At 67.9% G+C, this 21,887-nt stretch carries 11 protein-coding genes; 9 read left to right on the top strand and 2 right to left on the bottom strand.

Going from position 1 to position 21,887, the window contains the following annotated elements; genetic code table 11:
• The first annotated feature begins 249 nt into the window (after positions 1-249).
• The 9 genes from tnpA (at position 250) to QFZ27_RS08770 (ending at position 16,474) form a co-directional block, all read left to right on the top strand.
• Positions 250-714, top strand: coding sequence for an IS66-like element accessory protein TnpA (gene tnpA, locus QFZ27_RS08810; protein ID WP_429225802.1), 465 nt, complete (start codon positions 250-252; stop codon positions 712-714).
• Positions 714-1,067: an IS66 family insertion sequence element accessory protein TnpB gene (gene tnpB, locus QFZ27_RS08805; protein WP_429232432.1), complete on the top strand. Its 354-nt coding sequence runs from the start codon at positions 714-716 to the stop codon at positions 1,065-1,067. The genes tnpA and tnpB overlap by 1 nt, the downstream gene beginning before the upstream one ends.
• A 61-nt stretch (positions 1,068-1,128) precedes the next feature.
• Positions 1,129-2,721, top strand: a complete 1,593-nt coding sequence (gene tnpC / locus QFZ27_RS08800) for an IS66 family transposase (protein WP_429225800.1) — start codon at positions 1,129-1,131, stop codon at positions 2,719-2,721.
• 702 nt (positions 2,722-3,423) lie between these two features.
• The gene (locus QFZ27_RS08795; RefSeq protein WP_429225799.1) at positions 3,424-9,558 is read left to right on the top strand and encodes a hypothetical protein; all 6,135 of its coding nucleotides are present in this window, start codon (positions 3,424-3,426) and stop codon (positions 9,556-9,558) included.
• A 394-nt stretch (positions 9,559-9,952) separates the two neighbouring features.
• Positions 9,953-10,486, top strand: a complete 534-nt coding sequence (locus tag QFZ27_RS08790; protein WP_429225797.1) for a hypothetical protein — start codon at positions 9,953-9,955, stop codon at positions 10,484-10,486.
• A 32-nt stretch (positions 10,487-10,518) separates the two neighbouring features.
• The gene (locus tag QFZ27_RS08785) at positions 10,519-11,160 is read left to right on the top strand and encodes a hypothetical protein (protein WP_429225795.1); all 642 of its coding nucleotides are present in this window, start codon (positions 10,519-10,521) and stop codon (positions 11,158-11,160) included.
• A 91-nt stretch (positions 11,161-11,251) separates the two neighbouring features.
• The gene (locus tag QFZ27_RS08780; protein ID WP_429225793.1) at positions 11,252-11,866 is read left to right on the top strand and encodes an ImuA family protein; all 615 of its coding nucleotides are present in this window, start codon (positions 11,252-11,254) and stop codon (positions 11,864-11,866) included.
• Positions 11,799-13,280 (top strand): Y-family DNA polymerase, encoded by a 1,482-nt coding sequence (locus tag QFZ27_RS08775; protein ID WP_429225791.1) that lies wholly within the window; start codon positions 11,799-11,801, stop codon positions 13,278-13,280. The genes QFZ27_RS08780 and QFZ27_RS08775 overlap by 68 nt, the downstream gene beginning before the upstream one ends.
• On the top strand, positions 13,277-16,474 hold the full coding sequence (locus QFZ27_RS08770; RefSeq protein WP_429225789.1) for an error-prone DNA polymerase: 3,198 nt from the start codon (positions 13,277-13,279) through the stop codon (positions 16,472-16,474). The genes QFZ27_RS08775 and QFZ27_RS08770 overlap by 4 nt, the downstream gene beginning before the upstream one ends.
• Before the next feature lie 546 nt (positions 16,475-17,020).
• On the opposite strand, the gene QFZ27_RS08765 is transcribed toward QFZ27_RS08770, so the two are convergent.
• Together QFZ27_RS08765 and QFZ27_RS08760 are read right to left on the bottom strand one after the other, a co-directional pair.
• Positions 17,021-20,611, bottom strand: a complete 3,591-nt coding sequence (locus QFZ27_RS08765; RefSeq protein ID WP_429225787.1) for a hypothetical protein — start codon at positions 20,609-20,611, stop codon at positions 17,021-17,023.
• A gap of 51 nt (positions 20,612-20,662) precedes the next feature.
• The gene (locus QFZ27_RS08760; RefSeq protein WP_429225786.1) at positions 20,663-21,511 is read right to left on the bottom strand and encodes a hypothetical protein; all 849 of its coding nucleotides are present in this window, start codon (positions 21,509-21,511) and stop codon (positions 20,663-20,665) included.
• Positions 21,512-21,887 lie beyond the last annotated feature (376 nt).

Raw genomic sequence — 21,887 nt, 5'->3', positions numbered from 1 at the left:
GCTCGCATGGTATTTTCTGCGTTTGTCCGATGCAAGCTGCGCTGCCGTCGACCGTGCTGCCCAGGCGGGGCATGATTCGCGCACCGGCCGAGTGACAGCCGCCAAGTTTTCTGCGGACCTGCAGCCTGATCGTGAGCCGGCCCTTCTTGATCGTAAGCGTCCGGTCTGACCCGTCTATCGGCGAGGGGGCTATCTCACGATCATAGTGTCCATCAAGGGCATAGTGGACACTTGCTGATGTCGACAGATGTGGAGGCAGCGCTGTCGTCGGCCGGGATTCGGCGGACCTGGAGCGCGGCGGAGAAGCACAGGATCGTGGCGGAGTCACTGAAGCCCGGTGCCTCGGTGTCCCAGGTGGCTCGCCGGTTCAACATGAACACCAACATGCTGTTCAACTGGCGCCGCCTGGCACGGGACGGGTTGCTCCCGCCGCCTGAGCGCGAAGGGAAGCCGCCGACCATCGATTTCATTCGGCTCGGCACATGCGGCGAGGCTGACGAGTTGAGCGGAACAACGTTGCGCCTTCCGCTGCCGGAGACGCCAGGTCGGTCGGGCGGAGAGATGCGGCGTGGGCTGCCGCCGACACCGAAGCTGGAGGAGCGGGCCGGGGTGATCGAGATCGATCTGCCGGGCGGGACACGCATCCGGGTCGACGCCTTCGTCAACGAGCGGGCGCTGCGTCGGGTGCTGTCAGTGCTCAGGAACCTGTCGTGATGCTCAACATTGCGCCCGGCACGCGGGTCTACTTGGCCTGCCGCCCGGTCGACATGCGGAACGGTCTCGACGGGCTCGCGGCGAAGGTCCGGGAGATCGCCGGCGCCGACCCCTTCTCCGGCCATCTGTTCCTGTTCCGGGGCCGGCGTGGCGACTATCTGAAGGCCCTCTACTGGGACGGCTCGGGCCTGTGCCTGTTCATCAAGCGGCTGGAGCGTGGACGGTTCGTCTGGCCGCCGATCGGCGACACGACCCTGATTCTCAGCCCCGCCCAGCTGGCGATCCTGATCGAAGGAATCGACTGGCGTCGGACGGTCGTGCCGGAGCCGCCACGGCTGCCGGAACTGGTCTAGTAAAGCGCTGATTCCGCTGATTGATTCTGGATAGAAGCGGCCACATCGGCTACTCTGGACCATGTCGCCCGATACGGTGGATCTCCCCTCCGATCCGGATGCCCTACGCGCCTTCGCACTGGCGCGATGCGCCGAGCTGGCAGCTGCCAGAACCGAGCTCGCGACCGCCATGGCAGCGGTGCAGTGGAGCCGGCTGGAGATCGAGAAGCTGAAGGTGCAGCTCGCCCGGCTGCGCCGCATGCAGTTCGGGTGCTCCTCCGAACGGCTCAATCGGGAGATGGAGCAACTCGAGCTGAAGCTCGAGGAGCTGGAGGCCGGCGAAGCCCGGCAGGAGGCCGCCGCCGAGGCGTCCGGCGCCGCCAGGACCCGGCCGGACCGGATGCAGCCGAAGCGCCGTCCCTTACCGGATCACCTGCCGCGCGAGGAGATCGTCCACCAGCCGGACGGCGATGGCGCCTGCCGCTGCTCCGCCTGCGGCGCGGGCATGGCCCGGCTAGGCGAGGACGTCACCGAGGTGCTGGACTACGTTCCCGGGCACTTCAGGGTGCTGCGGCATGTCCGGCCGAAGTATGCCTGCGTGGCCTGCGATGCGATCACCCAAGCTGCGGCGCCCGCTTTGCCGACGCCGCGCGGCAGGGCGGCTCCAGGCCTGCTGGCCCATGTGCTGGTCGCCAAGTACGCCGATCACCTCCCGCTCTATCGGCAGAGCGTGATCTATGCCCGTGAGGGGCTGGATCTAGACCGCTCCACCCTGGCCGATTGGGTGGGCCAGTCGGCATGGCTGCTGGAGCCGCTGGTGGACGTGATCCGGCGCCACGTCTTCGCCGGCGACAAGATCCATGGCGACGACACGCCGGTGCCGGTGCTGGCGCCGGGGACCGGACGCACCAAGACCGGCCGGGCCTGGGTCTATGTCCGCGACGATCGTCCGTTCCAGGGCACGGCGCCGCCGGCGGCGGCCTTCTTCTATAGTCCCGACCGCAAGGCGGAGCGGCCGCGCCATCACCTGAAGACCTTCACCGGGTTCCTCCAGGCCGACGCCTATGCCGGCTTCGAAGGGCTGTATGATCCGGCGCGCCCGGAGCCCGGGCCGATCATCGAGGTGGCGTGCTGGGCGCACTGCCGGCGCAAGATCTTCGATGTCTGGGAGGCTACCAGGTCGCCCGTGGCCAAGGAGGCGCTCGACCGCATCGCCGCGATCTACGCCGTCGAGGCTGATGCCCGTGGCCAGGCCGCCGCCGAGCGGCTGAGGATCCGCGCCGCGGCGAAGCCGCTGCTCGTCGACCTGTTCGACTGGATGGGCGCCACGATCGTCAGGCTGTCGGCGAAGTCGGCGCTTGCCGAGGCCCTCCGCTATATCCTTAAGCGCCGCGCCGCCCTATCGCGCTTCCTCGACGATGCCCGGCTGGAGGCGGACAACAACATCGCCGAGAACGCGCTGCGCGGCATCGCCCTGGGCCGCCGGAATTGGACCTTTGCCGGCTCCGATGCCGGCGGCGATCGGGCTGCGGCGATGTACACACTGATCGGCACCGCCAAGCTCAACGGCCTCAATCCGGAAGCCTGGCTGCGCGATGTGCTGGCGCGCATCGCCGACGGCCATCCGATCAACCGGATCGACGAACTGCTTCCCTGGCATTGGCCGGCTCTCTAATCTGACGACAGGACGCTGAGGGCGGCTTGATCACCTGAGCGGCGAGGGACCGGATCCGACCCTCTACGGACACTCCGGCTGTGCGGGCGAGCGTCCGCTAAACCCAGGGATAGCGGACCTTTCTGACATGGTCGAGAGACGCGACCGCAGGACAACCTCACGATGAAGTGAGTGAACGGCATCGAAGCGCGACGACGGCGCAGCATTCGGAGTGCTCAGGAATCAATCGCTGGCCTTTCGGCCCGAGATGATCTCGCGGTGTCGTAAACGGCCGAACCGGTCCGCGTGTCTTTAAAATTGGAGCGCTGACCTTCGCCTCGTGCAGCGGGCGACTGGTTGCCACGCACGACGGCCGCTGGAATGGCGTCGGGTCGGTCGAACTCGACGGCCCCCTCCCTGAAGGACATCACCACCTCCAACCGGAGGCTCACGGACCAGCCGCGGCTGCGCAGCCAACTGTCGGCTCACGGGCGAGACCGTCTCTGTCACGGCGACATCGGGGTTCACAGATGTTCGCCATACGGACCTGCCAGATCGCATCTGGACCCATCGATAGGTCCCATCTGGACCTATGGCATGGCGAGTTATGTGCGTAGGCTCCCTCCCTCGTCCGCAAGGGTGGCAGGCGTTGTGACGGGGGCGGTGGCGTAGCCGTACCTAGTGAGAGGCCGGTTATTTGAGCGAGCAATTTGGGGGGCAGCGGTGACGCCAGATCTAGTTTCCAGAACAAGGGCCACGTCCGGTCTCGGAATTGCGGTCGGTTGGAATGTCGAGGTCACCCGGGCCGGCCTGATCGCCGTGCTGCTCGGCACCACGGCCTGGCTCGCCATGCCGAACCCGGCCGCGGCCCAAAGCTGCCCGCAGGGGATCTACTACGACTGCATCTTCGGGACCGCGGGACAGGGGGGCGGGACGGACTTCGGCGCCCCGGGCGGCGCGGGAGGAGCGGTCAACGCGCCGACGATGTCGGTCACGGGCGCGATTGTCGCTCCGTCCGGCGACAACCTGCCCGGCTTCCTGGCCTTGGGCCAAGGGGGCGTCGGCGGGACCGGCGGAGGGAACAGCGACGGCGCTGGAGGCGTTACGGGCGGCCCCGGCGGTGGCGGCGGTGCGGTCACCGACACGGTCGGCATCATCCTGGCTGGCGCGACTGCGAATGCCGTCACCGCGACCACGGCGGGTGACAGCTCGCCCGGCGCCTATGCCATCAGTCTCGGCGGCCAAGGCGGTCTCGGCGGCTATGTAGACACCGGGATAGGTGGAGACAGCACCAGCGGCGCGGGCGGCGCGGGCGGCGAGGCCGGTGACGTCGTTGTCGGCGGCGATATCGGCGACCCCTCTGTCGGCCTGACCGCCATCATCACCACGGGCGGCACGTCCTCTCCCGGCATCGTCGCCCAGTCCGAGGGCGGTGGCGGCAACGGCGGCGGCGGCGGAAATGGCCACTTCAGCGGTGGGAACGGCGGGAACGGTGGCGCTGCGGGCGCGGTGACGGTCACCGTCGGCAATGGCTCCGTCATCACGACGACGGGGGATAGTTCCGTCGGCATCCTGGCGCAGTCTCTCGGCGGGGCAGCCGGTTTGGGTGGAGCAGGAAACGGCGATGGCGGCGGCACGGGCGGCGCGGGCGGTAACTCCGGCAACGTGTCCGTGACGAACGGCGGTTCAATCAGCACCGCCGGCCAGACAGCCCATGGCATCCTGGCACAGTCCGTGGCTGGAGGCGGCGGATCCGGAGGCGCCTCCTGGGGTCTCTTTCACTCCAACGGCGGCTCGGGGGCCACAGGCGGCACCTCTCTGGGGGTTGGCGTCGAGAACACCGGATCGATCGCCACCAACGGGTCGAACGCGCATGGCGTCCTGCTCCAGTCCATCGGCGGCGGCGGCGGCGCCGGCGGCGGCGCCAGCGGTGTAATCTCGAATGTCGGCGGCAGCGGCGGCTTCGCGGCCGATGGCGGCGCCGTGAGCTTCACGGCAGGGAACGGAGACAGCTCGACCACGAGCAGCGACAGCATCACGACCAGCGGCGTCTCCGCCATCGGCGTGCTCGGCCAGTCGATCGGCGGTGGCGGTGGTGATGGCGGCGGCTCGTTTGGCGTTGTCGTGACCGTCGGCGGCACCGGCAGCGGCGGCGGAAATGGCGGACAGGTCACTGCCGCGCTTGACCCTGGCTCCCAGATCAGCACGTCGGGCGACGGCGCCATCGGCGTCGTGATGCAGTCGATCGGCGGCGGCGGCGGCAACGCCGGCAATGCCGCAAGCGGGGGGCTGTTCGCGTCGGTCACAATCGGCGGCGCGGCCGGCGACGGGGGCGCTGGTGAATTGGCTCAGATCACGTCAACCGGGACGACGATCACGACCTCCGGTTCGAAGTCGCCCGGCCTTGTGGCGCAGTCGATCGGCGGCGGCGGCGGGACCGGCGGCCAGGCCTTCGCCGGCTCCATCGGCCCCGGCTTTTCGGCAGCCGTGGCGGTCGGTGGCACGGCCGGCAATGGCGGGGCCGGCAATACGGCTGCCGTCATGATGGCAGGCGGCTCGATCGCGACGGGCCAGGATCCCCTGATCGTCAGCGGGGGAGCCACACCGGGCGCCTGCCCCTCGCTGCCCTGCAACCTGCTTCCGGTCGACAGTTACGGCGTCGTGGTCCAGAGCATCGGCGGCGGGGGCGGACTCGGCGGGTCGGCGCTGGCGAAAGCCGTGGCCATCTCGATCCCGGTGACAGGCGCCGGCACCCAGTTCGGGGTGGCCGGTTCAGCTTCCGTGGGCGGGAAAGGCGGCAGCGGCGGCGGCGGAGGAACCGCGCAATTCTCGCTGTCGAACGGCGGTACGATCACCACCAACGGCCAGGGATCCACGGCCGTGCTGGTCCAAAGCATCGGCGGCGGCGGCGGCGCCGGCGGCGACTCCTCCGCGAGCGCCGCAGTGCTGGGATATAGTCAGCTGACGGTGCCCACGGGCGCGAACGCGGAAGGCTTGGGGATCACGGTCAACATAGGCGGCAGCGCGGGCAGCGGCGGTGCGGGCAGTTCGGTGGGAGTCGCACTGGGCGGCACGGCCACATGGGACCAGAGTCAGGGAGGTTTCGACCTTAACCCGGACCAGGGCCTCGCCCCGACCTCGATCGTCACCTATGGCGACTTCGCGGACGGGCTGAAGGCGCAATCGATCGGCGGCGGCGGCGGCGATGCCGGTTTCGGCAGCGGCAACACGCAGGAGTTCGGCACCGGAGCCAGCGGGTCGATTAACGTCACCTTGGGCTCGACGGGCGGGTCCGGGGGCAACGGCGGAGATGTGCAAGCCAGCCTCTTCGCCGGCAACGGCATCACGACCTATGGTTCGGGGGCGGTCGGCATGCTGGCGCAGTCGATCGGCGGCGGCGGCGGCACGTCCCAGGGCGGCTCCTACAGCCTCGCCCAGACCTACACGCCAAGTACAGGTGACGGCAAACCGAAGGCCCCGACCCTCAAGCCCAGCGGGACAGTCAACCTCGGCACCACTGGGGGCAGCGGCGGAACCGGTGGCGACGTGACGGCCACTGTGCAGGCTCCGATCACCACTTATGGTGGCGATGCAACCGGCGTTCTGGTTCAATCGATCGGCGGCGGCGGTGGGCTCGGCGGATCGGCCGGGGCCGACGCCTCGGCGGACAATCCGATCCTTCCTGACTTGAAGGTGCGCCAAGCCGTCAGCAAGGTCGCCAACTTTTTCAACGGGCAACCTCCGCCGATCAGCGCCGCCTTCAATCTCTCGATCGGTGGGACCACCGGGACCGCCGGGACCGGCGGTACGGTTTCGGTGGATATCTCCGCGCCGGTCGCCACAGCGGGCGATTGGGCGAACGGCATTGTCGCGCAGTCGATCGGAGGCGGCGGCGGCAAGGGCGGCACTGCCGCCGCAACCGGCACATCTGATCAAATCACCATCGATCTCACTCACGCCATCGGCGGCAGCGGCGGCAGCGGCAATGACGGCGGCACCGTGACACTCAATCTGGATGACGGCGCCTCCATCGTGACAGGCGCACCCAACGTCCAGGGCACCGTCATCGGCGGGTTCGGCGCGGCCGCCGTAGTCCTCCAAAGCATCGGCGGCGGCGGCGGCATCGGCATCGACGGCTCCGACGCCGCGACGGGTCTCATCTCAGTGGGCAGCGCCACCGGATATGAATCCAATGGCAGCGGCCCTTGGATCGTCAACGGGGGCGGCAACGGCGACGGCGGCACGGTGAATTTCCAGATGAACAACACCGGCCAGATCAATATCGCGACCTCCGGCTTCGGAGCCGACGGCGTCCTACTGCAATCGATCGGCGGCAGCGGCGGTATCGGCGGAGCGGGCTCCTCGAACTGGACTGCATACGGCACCGGACGTTTGGACCTGATGGTTGGGGGCGGTCCGGACGCCGACGGCAGTGGCGGCACCGTCAACTACAACCAGAGCGGTTCAACCGGCGCACCCGTCGCCATCTCGACCTCGGGTGATGATTCCTTCGGCATTCTGGCGCAAAGCATCGGCAACGGCGGCGGCGTCATCACCGCCACACAGAGTGCGCCGACGATGACGACCAGTGTCGGCTACGTGTCGCAGAGCCAGGGCGATGGCAACGACGTCAATGTGACCATCGGCAGCCAAACCTCGATCAACACCTCGGGAGCTGGCGCGTTCGGCGTTGTCGCGCAGTCGATCGGCGGCGGAGGAGGCATCATCCGAGTGGATGGCGACCAAAGCGATGTCCCTTCGCTGACCACGGACCCGTCCTCGCTGGGTCAGGTCACGCAGTGGAAGCCGGGTCAGGGCGATGGGGGCGCCGTGAACGTCACTGTCAATCAAGGCGGGTCCGTCAACGCCACTGGCCCGGGCGCGATCGGGATTTTCGCACAGAGCATCGGTGGCGGCGGCGGATTGGTTGCCAGCGGCGGCACTATCTATGCCGGCGCACCCCTAACCGGTAGTGCCAGCGGCAGCGCTATCGGCGGCCCCGTCACGGTGACGGTGAACGGCTCGGTCTCGGCCACGGGTCAGAACGGGATCGGTATCTTTGCCCAGGTCGCGGGCTACGGAACCTCGACCCAACAAGCGGATGTGGTGATCAACAACTACGACAACGTGGGCACCACCGTCTCCGGCGGTACGGGATCAGGCAGCGCGGGTGTCTGGATCGACACGCCGGCGAATGGCCCGGTGGCCTTTGTCACGAACGACTGGGGCACCATCACCACGGCCGACGGAACCAACGGCACGGCGATCAAGGTCACCGGCGACGGACAGGTCGCCGTCGCCAACAATTCCGGCAACGTCGACGGCACCACCATCAACGGCACCATCAACGGGTCGATCTACACCAATGGCGGCCAGATCGACGGCAACGGCATCTTCAATGCCGGCCCGATGATGGAGGCCGCGGACGTCGTCACCAGCGGCACCTTCAATCTGGGCCTGCCGGGCGAGCTGCGGGCCACCAGGGTGACGGGGAATTTCGTCCAGACCGGTGAGGGCCGGCTGGGCGTGACCGTCGACTCTCTGAACAAGGCGGTCGGCCATCTGCAGGTCGATGGCACGGCCACCCTCGACGGCAAGATCGTGCCGACGGTGCTGACGCTGCTGCCGGGCGCGCTGCCGGTGGTGACCGCGGGGCATCTCACCTCCACCGCCGACGGGCTGGATTCGATGCTGTTCCACTGGGACACGGCGCAGTCCGGCAACACCCTGACCCTGGCGCCGCGCTCCGACTTCAAGCCCGGGGATGTGGCCCTGAACGACAGCCAGTCCTCGCTGGCCGGCTATTACGGCCGGGCCTGGGAGAACTCGGACAAGGCCTTCGCCACCCGCTTCGCCGAGCTGTCGACGATCAACGACCGCAGCGACTACAAGGCGGCGCTCGACGCCTGGTCCAGCAAGGCGGCGCACGCCCAGTCGATCGCCCTGGCCAATTCGGCCGGCACCATCCTCGGCGCGGCGATGAGCTGCCCGGTCTTCATCGACGACAGCGTGCTGCTGGGCGAGGACAACTGTGCCTGGGCCAAGGTCACCGGGCGCTGGACCGACCAGTCCTCCACCAGCGACACCCAGGGCTACTACGTCTCGGGCACCACCTACCGGATCGGCGCCCAGCACGAGATCGCCCCGGACTGGTATCTCGGCGCCTCCTTCGGCTTCGGCCAGAGCTGGGCGACGATGGATGGCGGCTCCTCCGGCGACGGCGACACCTATGACGGCTCGGTGACGGTGAAGCGGGTCATGGGGCCGTGGCAGTTCGCCGGCTCCGTCGCCTTCGCCAGCGGCTCGTTCGAGGCCAATCGGCGGGTCGACATCCCCGGCATCGCCAGCGAGACGCTGAAGAGCGACCCCAGCATCTTCCTGGCCGGCGGCCGGCTGCGCGCCGCCTATGAGTTCGCCTTCGCCGACTGGTACATCCGGCCCTATGGCGACCTCGACGTGATCTACACCGACCTGCCCGGCTTCGAGGAGAAGGGCGACGACCTCTACGCGCTGGACGTCCGCGGCAGCAGCAAGACCAGCGTGGCGCTGTCGCCGATGGTGGAGTTCGGCGGCCGGCTCGACCTCGACCCGGAGACCGCGCTGCGGGCCTATGTCGCCTTCGGCATGAGCTACCTGCCGGACAACAGCCGGACGATCCGTTCCAGCTTCGCCGGGGCGTCCTCGGCCAACGGCACCTTCAGCGACCAGATCGACTCGCCGGATGTGCTGGGCCGGATCGATGTCGGGCTGCAGCTGTTCCGGGCCGGCGGCCTGGAGCTGAAGGGCGAATATACGGCCGATGTCGGCGGCGCGTTCCTCAGCCAGTCCGCCAGTGCAAGGGCCGCATATCACTTCTGACGGCGAGGTTTCGGCAGCTACCGGGCCGCGGGCGACGTCCCGCGGTCTGGTTTCGCGTCGACCATCTGGTGTCCACTTATCCAATGCGGAGCAGACATCCGGTATCAGAACGCGAGCAGCCGCTTTCCGCCCTTTGGAGACGGTCAAAGGGCCTAGTTTGCTCTTGGGTATCAGAAGTCCACGGCCAAGGCCGGACGCTTACCCTTGATCCAGGCTATGACCCGTCGAGCCTGGCTCCATTATCTTGTGGCTGACCGTGCTGCCAACCCACCATAGGTAGCATTTTATGAATCGACTCGACTCCGGGCGGGATTGTTCTATTTTTGTTCTTGTTCACCTCTCGTTCTCTCACCGCCACCGGAGACCTCTCTGGTGGCTGCCCTGGAGGTCTGACATGGACATGAGCGTCACCACCAAAGCTGCCGAAGCCGGGTTCGATCCCGAACAGGCCCGGGCAGAACTCGACCGCGCTGCCGAACTGGCCATGGCGAGTCCCGCCAGCCAGGCCGCCTGCGATGTCATGAGCCTCGTCACGCGCAAATCGCCGGCGATCAAGACCATGCCGCTGACCACTCGTTTCCGGGGAGCCGGCGCCAGGACCGACGAAATGGACCGGTGGTGGGCAAGCTGGCGCTGCAACGGCCAGGGGTTCTCGCTGTACCTCTCGATGTATGGACCGTTCACCAGCGAGAACGCCGACGGCACCCCGGGCGTGCAGATCCAGGGCGACGGCTTTCTCTCTCTGGATGTCGATGACGAACAGGTCATGGCCCTTCGGGTCGAGCTCCGCTGTGACGATCCGGACGGTCGAATCGTCGTGGTTGGCGCGACCGAATTCGAAGCGGGTCCGTGGACGGATGTCGTTGTCGAACTCGCTCGGCGCCTGGCCGAGGCCGCCGTTCCACAGCCGCGGCGGAAGGCCGCCTGACGATGATCGCTCGGCCGAGCCTGAGCATTCCGATGGATCAGCCCGACTTCGGCGATGGCCGGGACTATGCGCCCGGCCACGTCGAGGTGCTCGAGGAGCGAACTGGCGAGATCATCGGCCGCTACGACCCGCAGACCCAGCCGATCACCAAGCTGATCGAGCTGGTCCACCAGGCCGTTGAGAATCGCCGGCGACCGGATTGGATGACGCTGCCCACCTGTCCGATCCCGAAGGACCTGCAGCCGCATGTCTACGCCATCGACTACCGGGGCTGGGCCTGGTCCGACGAGGATGAGTTTCCGGAAGGGGTGCACGTCGACCAGCTGCGCGCCTATCTCGCGGCGCTCGGCCCGGACGATGATGATGAGGAGCCGTTGCGGCTGCCGCTCGACGAGGCGGTTGCTCTGCCCGAGGCCGAGCTCCGTCGGCGCTTTGAGCAGATCCTGATCGGCTTCACCGACTACCCCACGAAGTCGGATTTTCCGCCGGATTTTCCCTGGGACGCCGCCCAGCTCACACGGGACGAGCTCCTCGGGATCGTCCAGCTCTTCGCCTACTGGTTCGATCCGGACCGCGGACATCCTCATCCATCCCGCCAGCAGCTGCGCACCCATGAATCCCGAGAGCGAGAATTCTGGGCCGCCGCTGGAGCCGTCCCCCGGCTCGACAGCTGATGTCCCCGCGCAGGCGTCGGCCGCGCGCCTCGCCGAGATCCGCGCGGCCGTCCGGGCCCTGGATCCCGGCAGCAATCCGGATCTCCCTTCGGTGCCGATCGGTGTGCCGGCGATCGACGGCCACCTCCCCTGGGGCGGCCTGGCCCTGCCGGGGCTGCACGAGATCGTTGGAATGCCGGCCGATGGCGCCGCGGTCGGCTTCATCGCCGTCCTGCTGGGGCGCCTCGGCCGCGGCCGAGCCGTGCTCTGGTCCAGCATCCGCCGGCCCGGGCTCTACGGCTACGGGCTGGCCGACCTCGGCACGGATCCTGCCGGCCTCCTGCTGGCGCGCGGCCGCCGTCCCGAGGACGTGCTGTGGCAGCTCGAAGAGGGACTGCGCAGCGGCGCCATGGCCGCCGTGGTCGGCGACGGCGTTGCGCCGGATCTGACCGCCAGCCGCCGGCTGCAGCTGGCGGCCGAGGCGGCACGATCGCCGGCTTTCATCCTGCTGCCTGCCGGCACGGCGGTGCCGCAGTCGGTGGCGCTGACCCGGTGGCGGGTCATGTCCCGGCCGAGCCCTCAGGGCCGGCCGGTCTGGTGCCTTGATCTGCAGCGGTGCCGCGGCGGCACCCCTGCGCGGTGGTGTGTGGAATGGAACGATGAGGCGGTGGCTTTCAGTCTGGCTGCCGACGTGGCCGACGGATCGCTGGCGACGGCAGCGGAGTGAGGCAGCGCCGGGACCGCTGGCGCTCTATGTCGAGGAGCACCAGGCGCTCCGAATCCACGCGGTCGACGGCGCCGCGGCCGCCGAAGGCCTCGCCCCGGGCCAGCCGCTGGCCGATGCCCGAGCCCTTGTCCCGAATCTTCTCGCGGCGCCGGCCGACCTGGCCGGCGACGCCGAGGATCTCGGCCGCCTCGTCGATTGGGCACGGCGCTATTCGCCGCTCGTCGCCGGCGACGGCGCCGACGGCCTCCTGGTCGACCTGACCGGTGCCGCGCATCTTCAGGGCGGCGAGGAGGCGGTGCTGGGCGACATCGTGCAGCGCCTCGGCCGAGCTCGGCTCGAGGCGCGGGCCGCGGTCGCCGACACGGCCGCGCAGGCCTGGGCCTGGGCCCGCTTCGCCGGCGGAGGCGTCGTCGCCGTCGGCGCCGGCATCGGTACCTTCGCGCCGCTGCCCGTCGCGGCCCTTCGTCTGCCGCCGGCGCTGATTGAAGGCCTGCAACAGCTGGGGCTTCGCCGGGTCGGGGATGTCTCCCCCCTGCCCCTCGCCCCGCTGGTCCGACGGTTCGGCCGCGAGATCGTCGTGGCCCTGGACGCGCTGTCCGGCCGCCAGGCGACGCCGGCGACATTCCAGGCCGAGGCGAGGACCTGGCGGCGCCGCGCCTCACTCGTCGAGCCGATCAGCACGGCCGAGGCGATCGAGACCGCGCTGCGCACGCTCCTCGACTCCCTTTGCGCCGAGCTCGCCGCCGCGGGCCGCGGGGCGCGCACCTTAGAGCTGACCCTATTCCGGGTTGACGCGACTAGCCAACGCGTTGCGATCGGCACCAGCCGGCCGCTGGCGGACACCGCGGCCGTGTTGCGCCTCTTCCGCGACCGGATCGCCGAGATCGACCCTGGATTCGGCATCGAGGCGATGCTGCTGGAGGCCGCTGAAACCGATCGGATCCTGCCGGCGCAGGCGGATCTCGCCGGCGGCCGCGACACCGGCACCGATCTTGCCGACCTGATCGACCGGATCGAGATCCGCAGCGGGCCGGGCAGCGTTCGCCGTCTTCTCCCGGCCGATCGCCACTGGCCGGAGGCGGCGGCGGTCGAGGTGCCGGCGACCTTGCCGCCGCCGGCACCGGGCAGCTGGTCGCATCCGGTGCCGCGCCCGGTGGTGCTGTTCGAGCGACCGGAGCCGATCGCGATCGAGACTCGCGGCTTGGCGATCGACGCCTTCAACTGGCGAGGCCTCCGCCATCGGCTTGATCGTGTCGTTGGTCCGGAGCGGGTCGAGCCCGAATGGGGCTGGGACACGCCGGAGCGAACCCGCGACTATTACCGCGTCGAGGACGACGGCGGCCGCCGCTACTGGATCTTCGTCACCGCCGGGGACAATGCCCTCGCCTGGTTCCTCCACGGCCTGTTCGCATGAGCTACGCCGAGCTCCAGGTGACGACCAGCTTCAGCTTCCTGCGCGGCGCCAGCCACGCGCACGAGCTGGCCGGCCAGGCGGCCGAGTTCGGCCATCGCGCCATCGCCGTCACCGACCGGAATACGCTCGCCGGCGCCGTGCGCCTCCACCAGGCCGCCAAACAGGCCGGGCTGCGGCCCGTCATCGGTGCGCGGCTGGACTTCACGGATGCGCCCAGCGTCCTGGTCTACCCGACCGACCGGGCCGCCTATGGACGTCTGTCCCGGATGCTGACCACCGGCAAGCGACGCACGACGAAGGGCGAATGCTCCCTGCAGCTGGCCGACCTGCTGGAAAACGCCGAGGGGTTGCTGGCTGTCGCCCTGCAGCCGGATGGCCGGTTCACCCGGGCCGCCGGCGAGCAGCAGCTGCAGCACCTCGGCGCGCTGCGCGCAACCTTCGGCGACCGCCTCTATCTCGGCGTCCAGAACCTGCTGCGCGGCGACGACGCGCGGCGCCTGGCCTGGGCCATCGACGCCGGCGCCCGCCTCGGCATCCCGTCGGTGGCAACCAATGACGTCCACGCCCACGCGCGCAGCCGCCGCGCGCTGCAGGACGTCATGACGTGCATCCGGGAGCGAACCACGCTCCGCGCGGTCGGTCGCCGGCTGCACGCCAATGGGGAGAGATACCTCAAGGACGAGGCGACGATGCGCGAACTCTTCGCCGCCTGCCCGCAGGCGGTCGATAGGACGACCGAGATCGTCGAGCGCTGCCGTTTCGACCTCGACGCGCTGCGCTACGAGTATCCGATCGACACCATCCCCGCCGGCGTCACCGCGCAGCAGCATCTGGTTCACCTCACCTGGGAGGGTGCCGCCCGGATGTATCCGGAGGGGGTGCCGGACAAGGTTCGCGGGATCCTCGAGCACGAGCTTGCGCTGGTCGACCAGCTTAGCTACGCCCCCTACTTCCTCACCGTGCACGACATCGTCTCCTACGCCCGCGGCGAGGGGATTCTGTGCCAGGGCCGCGGCTCTGCCGCGAACTCGGCCGTGTGCTATGTCCTCGGCATCACCGCCGTTGACCCGGCGCGATCTGACATGCTGTTCGAGCGCTTCATCAGTCCGGAGCGGAAGGAGCCGCCGGACATCGATGTCGATTTCGAGAATGAGCGGCGCGAGGAGGTCTACCAGTACATCTACCGGCGTTACGGCCGCGAGCGCGCCGGCCTGGCCGCCACGGTCATCACCTACCGCAGCAAGAGCGCCATCCGTGATGTCGGAAAGGCGCTCGGCCTCTCCTCAGACACGATCGACAGGCTCGCTCGGTCAGCACCGGGTTGGGACCAGGATATGACCGCCGCGCGGCTGCGCGATGCGGGCGTCGATCCGCGGGATCGCACCGCTCGACGTGTCCTGGCGCTGGCCGGCCAGCTCTATGGGTTCCCGCGCCATCTCAGCCAGCATGTCGGCGGCTTCGTCATCACCCGCGGCCGCCTGGACGAGAGCGTGCCGATCGAGAATGCGGCGATGGAGGACCGGACCTGCATCGAGTGGGATAAAGACGACCTCGACGCCCTCGGCATGCTGAAGATCGACATCCTCGCGCTCGGCATGCTGACCTGCGTCCGCAAGGCCTTCGAGTTCCTCGAGGCGCGGACCGGCCGCCCCTTCCGCTGGCACGACGTGCCGCCGGAAGACCCGGCCGTGTACGACATGCTGTGCCAGGCCGATAGCGTCGGCGTCTTCCAGGTGGAATCGCGGGCGCAGATGTCGATGCTGCCGCGGCTGAAGCCGAGATGCTTCTACGACCTGGTGATCGAGGTCGCGATCGTCCGGCCGGGCCCGATCCAGGGCGACATGGTCCACCCCTACCTCCGCCGGCGCCAGAACAAGGAGCCGGTGGCCTTTCCGAAGGAGGAGTTGCGTCGGGTCCTCGGCAAGACCCTCGGTGTGCCGCTGTTCCAGGAACAGGCGATGTCGATCGCCATCACAGCTGCCGGCTTCAGCCCGGGCGAGGCCGACCAGCTGCGCCGGTCGATGTCCGCCTACCGCCGGACCGGGCGGGTCGCCGAATACCGCGACCGCATGGTCGGCGGCATGGTCGCCCGCGGCTACGAACAGGCCTTCGCCGAACATTGCTTCAGCCAGATCGAGGGCTTCGGCGAATACGGCTTCCCGGAGAGCCATGCCGCCTCCTTCGCGCTCATCGTCTATGTCAGCGCCTGGCTCAAGCGGCACCACCCGGCGATCTTCTGCGCCGCGATCCTCAACTCCCAGCCCATGGGCTTCTACGCGCCGGCGCAGCTGGTCCGAGACGCCCGCGAGCACAGCGTCGAGGTCCGTCCGGTCGACGTCAACCACAGCGACTGGGATTGCAGCCTGGAATCGGGCGTCCGCGGCCTCGCCGTCCGGCTCGGCATGCGCCAGGTCAAGGGACTGCGTGAGGTCGACGCGGCGCGGATCGCGGCCGCGCGCGGCGACGGCTACAACGAGCCGCGCGACGTCTGGCGCCGTGCCGAGGTCACCGTGGCCACTCTGGAGCGCCTAGCCGAGGCCGACGCCTGGCGCTCCCTGGGACTCGACCGGCGGAGCGCCCTATGGGCGATCCGCGGCCTCGGCGACGTGCCCCTGCCCCTCTTCGAGGCCGCTGACCGGAGCCGAAGGCCAGGCGACAACCGGCCGTCGGTCGAGTTCGCCGGTGAGGCGCAGGTCCTGCTGCCGGCGATGACGCTCGGCGAGGAGGTGGTGCATGACTACCAGTCGCTCAGGCTCAGCTTGAAGGCGCATCCGATGTCCCTCCTCCGCCGGCACGTCGCCGGCGACGGTATCCTCTCCACCGCCGAAATGCGCGCCGCCAAGGACGGCAGCTGGGTCGCCACCGCCGGCCTGGTGTTGATCCGCCAGCGCCCGGGCACGTCCAGCGGCGTGATCTTCGCCACGCTCGAGGACGAGACCGGTGTCGCCAACATCATCGTCTGGCCGCAGGTCTACGAGCGGTATCGCCGCGCCGTCGTCGGCGGCCGCCTCCTCGAAGTGCGCGGCCGTCTGCAGAAGGAGGGGCTGGTGATCCACCTGATCGCCCGGCACGTCATTGACCGGTCGCCGCTGCTGCGCGAGCTGGGGCGGCTCGACGGGCCAGACCAGGTCGAACCACACCTGAGCGAACGCGAGGCGGTCGATGCGATGCCGGGGTCGCGGGATTTTCGGTAGCGGGAGGAATCCGCCTGACCCTCACTCCAAAGGCGCCGCGCGTGTCCTCGCCCGTGGGATCGAGGCCGAAGCCCAGGCACCACTCGCTCCACGCCCGCCAGGCCTTGCCGTAGGCCAACCGCATCTTGGCTAACAGCGAAGCCTCGACCAGTTGGTCGGCCTTCGCCGCCAGGGCCTTGATCTCGGCGATCTTTGCCTCGCTCACGGCCACCGGCCCCGCCGGCGGTGTCCACGGCATCGCTGCAGGCAGCAGTGCGGCGGCGTCCCCGATCACCTCGGTCATGGCCGCAGCAGCGCGCGCAGCGGGTGCAAAGCGGACGCGTCCCGGCGCCGGATGACGGCGGCCGCGATCGCCGCCGGCGTTCATCGCGAGCGCGACTGGGAGACCCGGGCCGGCAGTCACTCCTTCGTCACCCATCTGCTCGAGCGCAAGAGCGACATCCGCGCGTGTCGCCTGCCCTTTCTATACTCGCACACAGCGATCGGCAGTCGCGTCAGAGCTGGCCGGCGGCGACGGGCCTGAGCAGTGGAACGGAAACTCCGGCGTCACCCGACGATGGCATCCCCGATCTGAGTGACGGTGCTGCCGAGCCCAAGCACGAGATCGATGACCAGCAGGGCGGGAAGTGCGATCGCGGCAGCTTCCGTGTCTTTGGCAAGGATCAGGAACTTGAACAGGCGGCCTGTCTGAGGAACGATCGCGTTTGCCTGGTCCCAGCCCGTATAGGGCGGCTTGGATTGCTGCTGTTTTATTATCACCCCGACCGCCAAGCCGACCATCACGGCCCCCATGGCGGTGTCCAGGATTGGGCCGACGGCATCGGTGAAGCGCGCCAGGCCGCCCGTCGCGAAGGTGAAGACCAGATCCGAGATCAGCGGTATCCAGGATACGCTCCAAAAGGCGACCGTCCAGTCATCGGCCGGGCTGTGCAATCCGCCAACGAACAGGGGCCATGGCGCGCCGCCGATCTGTGACGCAAGGCCGGTGAGAAGGGTCATGATGGACCAGAATATCTTCAGATCCTCATCCGGCGCCTCTTGGAACGCCATGTAATCCGAGTACCCACTGCAGAATGCACCGAAGAAATTCGCAATCCCGGCCAGGACCCCGAACACCTTGATCATGGTCGGCGTCAATATCGGAACGCTGTCGGTGTCAGCACGCAGCATCGAAGTATCGCCGAGCTGGGGCCACGGCAACCCGTTCTGCTCGATGCTCTCGACGTCCGCCTCGGTAAACGGGGCCGCGCCATTGCTGACCAATATCTTGTAGAGGATGGTGCCGGGCACAGCCAGGACTAGCGAGAACGCGTCCAGAATCGTGAGGTCGTCACCGGGGTTTTCCGTACTTCCCGTGATGACGTATTTGTAGAGCCAGGAGATGATCGGAATATCGATCGTGGCGCTCCAGGACGCCAGCAGCCCGTTGATCGCGTCCTCGAGAGCCTGCAGCACAGCGAGGACAATATCCTCGACCGCGTCGATCACGAACAGCACCAGCCCCTTGGCCGCATTCAGGAGATCGATGACGACCAGATCGAAGAACTGATGCAGGTTCGTCACTTGGCTGGAGACGAAATCCTGTACCGCCTGTGTCTGGGTGTTGAAAGTGTCGCCGGTTAGCGAGCTTTGGATCAGATCGGAAATATTTTGGATCGACCCCGATCCGCCGCCTCCGCCTCCGCCGCCCGCGTAATAGGACTTCACGTGGTTGTGCACATAGGAACAGCGGGAACCATTCTGGGAATACGTCGTCGAAGCCGGTTGAGCGGCGAGCACGTTGCCGGACCCGCCGATCGGACTTTGGCCGGCGGCGTTGGCGAAGTCGTTGAAGCTCTGGCCCTGGGCAAAGATGGTTTCGAGATTGTCGAACGCCGTCGCGACCTGGGTTTTCACCGTGTCGAACTTGGCCTGCACTGCGCTTTCCGCCGCGGCGATGGAGCCGGAGACGAAGTCGAGGCCCGAGGTCACCATCACCTTGATGACCCGGTGCGTGTTGAGGATGTCGCCCCATTCGAACAGCTGCTTCAGCCAGTTCACGACATTCTTGATCTCGTCATAGACCTCGACCAGGCCCGCCATGATCCGGCTGAAGATCGTCTCCAACGCCTGGCCCGCCTCGCGGATCGTGTTGACCACAAATTGCTCGGCGTCGTTGAACACGATCGTGAGGTCGTCGGCGATCGTGACGGTGAAGCTCTCCAGCGCTTGCCAGGCGTGCTTGAAGAAGTTCGCCACGTCGCCGAAGAAGCTCAGGAAGCTGTCGGGCTCGGCCGCCGTCCGTGCCTTCGCCAGATAGGCCTGCGCTTGGGCTTCGGTGAGGGCCATGAAGCGTGGCGAACCGGTGCGCGGGAATTCGATGCGCCAGTGCCGGACAGTGACATGGCCGAGCGACAAAGTGTTGAGATCGGTGCTGCCGTCCTGCTGCAGCCACTGCCCCGCGGCCTGGATCGCGGCCACGGCGTCGGACGGGTCCGAATAGCCGGAGTTGATCAATCCAGCACTGGTCAGCGAGGCCACGGTCAGCGGCTGGCCCGGATCGTTGTTCGACAGGCGGGAGGCCACGGACGAGGGCGCGGTCGGCGGCGGATTCTCCCCCGACTTCACCTGCACCTGGTCGCCCTGGCAGGACCGCTGCGCCGTCGAACCGTCGGCATTGGTGACCGTGAAGGTCAAAGGGGGCATCGACAGGCTTGTGGTCTCCACCACGATGGAGGCCTGGCCGGTCGAATCGGCCTGGATCTGGGCCGGGGCCCCGGGGCCGACGGGATATGAGACGCCGGAGGCAACGATGACCACCGGCTGGTCGCTGCTGACCGAGACCAGGGCATCGGCGATCGGCGCCTGGTTGGCATCGACCACGGCCAAGCTCATCGACGTCCCGGCAATATTGGTCGGGGACCCGCTGCTCGGCGTCGGAGCCGCGATCTTGCGCGTCGACCACACGTAGTCCGTGAGGTTCTGGGCCATGTGATAGGCGCTGAGACCCGGGTCGACCAGGAACAATTCGGGCCCGCCGGCCATCGAGGGGGGCGCCGCCAGCGCGGTCACGGTGTTGCCGAGCGGCACCCAGGGCGCGAAGGTCGGCACGTCGTTTTCGCTGCCGGTCTGGCGCAGGATCCAGAGCGACTGGGATGTCGTCTCGGTGACCAGCACCATCAGGTTTCCCTGAGAATCGGCCCCGACCGTCGCGCCGGCGGCGCCGGCTGGCTGATTGCCGCCGGGGCCGGTGAGGGCGGTCATCGCCGCCCCTGATCCCTGGTCGTAGCCCTGGATCAGGTACAGGGTCTGGGTGGCGTCGACGACAAGCAGGTTGCTCTGCCCCGCGCTGCCGGGCAGCGGCAGGATTTCACTGATGCTCAGGGCGCCGAGGCCGGGATCGAAGGAAGCCACGTCGCCCGACCAGGCGAATTCGGCGTTCGATGTGCCGGGATCGGAGATCGAGGCGGGCTGCCAGTATATGACGCCGCCATCGATCCACAGCACGTTGAGGGCTCCATCAGCGCCGGGCATCAGGCGGAACGCCGCCCCGGTCGAAACCACCGGATCGAAGGTGCTGAGATACTGCTCATAGAGCACATCCCAGACCCCGTTATCCGCGTCGAACCACACCAGAAAGAAGGCCCCACCCGAGATGTTGCCGGTGACGCCGTAGAGGTATTGATTGCCCGAAGCGTCGATGTAGTAATCCGTCTGGTAGGTGTAGCCGAGCGCATTGGCCGAATCATGGGTCAGCGGGGCCCGGTTCCAGGTGCCCGGCGCCGGGGACTGCATCCAGGTGGCGGCGTTGCCGCTGGCACCCGGCAGCGGAAAGTAGGCTAGCGCGTTGGTGATGCCATCCTGGGCGAACGCCGCGAGCCGCGCGATCGGGCCGCCGGCGCCGGACGGCGCAGGAACCGGAATGGTCGTGGTGCTCCACCCGGAATGTGAGGTCTGATCCGGGTAGAAGTGAATCATGTTGCCGGAGGAGTCGACCGAAAGCAGCGAGGTCGACGGCGTCGCGACACCGGGATCCTGAACCGCCACGAACCGGCCGTTCGGGTTGGGGCCGACCGGCGCATCCTCGGTCAGCAGATAGTCATCAATCAGCCCGGCGGTGATCTGAATGTCGTTGGCATTGGGAGGGATCGTGCTCATGGCGGGGCTCCGCTGTCTTTACCGTTCGCAGGGATGGGCCAGGGCAAGGGCCTATTGGCCCTGGCAGGCGGGATCCTGATCGCCGGTCACACAAGGCTGACATTGGTTCACGATCGTGTACGGAAAGCCGCTCGAAGCCGGGTCGGTGGTGCCGCTATATGAATAAGTCCCCGCGGCGCCATAGTTTTCGGCGCAGCAGCCCGACGCCAGGGCTACGTCTGTGGATTGAACCCAAACGGAGCCGGAAAATGTGTGCGTGTGCTGTCGATCTTCACCCACAGCCAGGGGGTTACCCCCGAAGGTCGCCTGGGGCGTGCCGCCGGACGGCAGCCCGATGAGCAGGCGTCCGGCCGAAACCAGCGTCGGTTTCCAGCCTGTCGGACACTCTGCCGTCCCGTAGAAGGTGACCACGTCCTGCGGCACCCCGACTGGAGGATTCTGATTGCGCTGAAACGCGGTCTTCTGACAGAGCAGATACTGGATGTAGGGGGCGGTCTCCTCCGATTGTGGTGCCCCGGTCACGCTTGAGAAGGGCACTGTGCCGTCGACCGAGGTGTCATTGTTGTCGCCGAGGACAATTCCGGCGTACTCGACCTCGGAAAGATCAACGCTGGAAGAAAACGTATGGGTATGGGTGCGGACCTCTCCATTGCCGAGGGGCGTCTGCACGGTCGTGCCGAGCATGTTCGGTGGAACGGGCGGGGCGAACGGCACCAGGGTGACCCCGTTCAAGACTTGATTGTCAGCGCCGGTCGCTGGCGCCCAACCGGTTGGGCAACTCGCCAGGTTGAAATAGGCCATTGTTCCTTGGGGGTAGGTATCCTGGGCGGTGGCGGCGCCGGTGACGCAGGTCAGACAAGCTACAATCCGCGCCACGCGAAGGACAATTCCGCTGGTCATGCGCGCCTCACTGCTTTTGGCAAACGACGAGTTGAATGAAGGGCAGATTCCAGGTGGATGCGTCGGTACCCCCGAATGCCAGGTATGCGCCGGATCGCGCTCCCTGGTCGTTGCCGAAATGTGCTCCGTCGATTGATCGGACCGGGATGGTGACGGAGGCGACATAAGGATGCTGATGGGTGGGCTCTGTCTCGCTTGACATGGAAGTGCCCACCGTGGTCCCGACGCCGGCGCCATCGCCTCGCCCGACCAGAACCATCCCCTGGGCCGCCGTAGCAGGCGCCCAGCCCGTAGGGCACTGCGCGCCCGAGGACATGAAGAATGCCACCATGCCGGACGGTGATGTGTCGGATGGCTGGGCTTGAGCAAGTCCGGG

Origin of the sequence: Inquilinus ginsengisoli (assembly GCF_050434925.1) — a bacterium.
GTDB lineage: Bacteria > Pseudomonadota > Alphaproteobacteria > DSM-16000 > Inquilinaceae > Inquilinus > Inquilinus ginsengisoli_B.
Note: the sequence above shows the minus strand (reverse complement) of the source record. Positions and strands in the feature narration are given on the sequence as shown.

Bases quoted from the DNA above. Each gene is read 5' to 3' on its own strand.
- QFZ27_RS08775 (WP_429225791.1), top strand. From the start codon at position 11,799: ATGAGGCGGTGGCTTTCAGTCTGGCTGCCGACGTGGCCGACGGATCGC.
- tnpC (WP_429225800.1), top strand. From the start codon at position 1,129: ATGTCGCCCGATACGGTGGATCTCCCCTCCGATCCGGATGCCCTACGC.
- QFZ27_RS08790 (WP_429225797.1), top strand. From the start codon at position 9,953: ATGGACATGAGCGTCACCACCAAAGCTGCCGAAGCCGGGTTCGATCCC.
- QFZ27_RS08760 (WP_429225786.1), bottom strand. From the start codon at position 21,511: ATGACCAGCGGAATTGTCCTTCGCGTGGCGCGGATTGTAGCTTGTCTG.
- QFZ27_RS08785 (WP_429225795.1), top strand. From the start codon at position 10,519: ATGGATCAGCCCGACTTCGGCGATGGCCGGGACTATGCGCCCGGCCAC.
- QFZ27_RS08765 (WP_429225787.1), bottom strand. From the start codon at position 20,611: ATGAGCACGATCCCTCCCAATGCCAACGACATTCAGATCACCGCCGGG.
- tnpB (WP_429232432.1), top strand. From the start codon at position 714: ATGCTCAACATTGCGCCCGGCACGCGGGTCTACTTGGCCTGCCGCCCG.
- QFZ27_RS08770 (WP_429225789.1), top strand. From the start codon at position 13,277: ATGAGCTACGCCGAGCTCCAGGTGACGACCAGCTTCAGCTTCCTGCGC.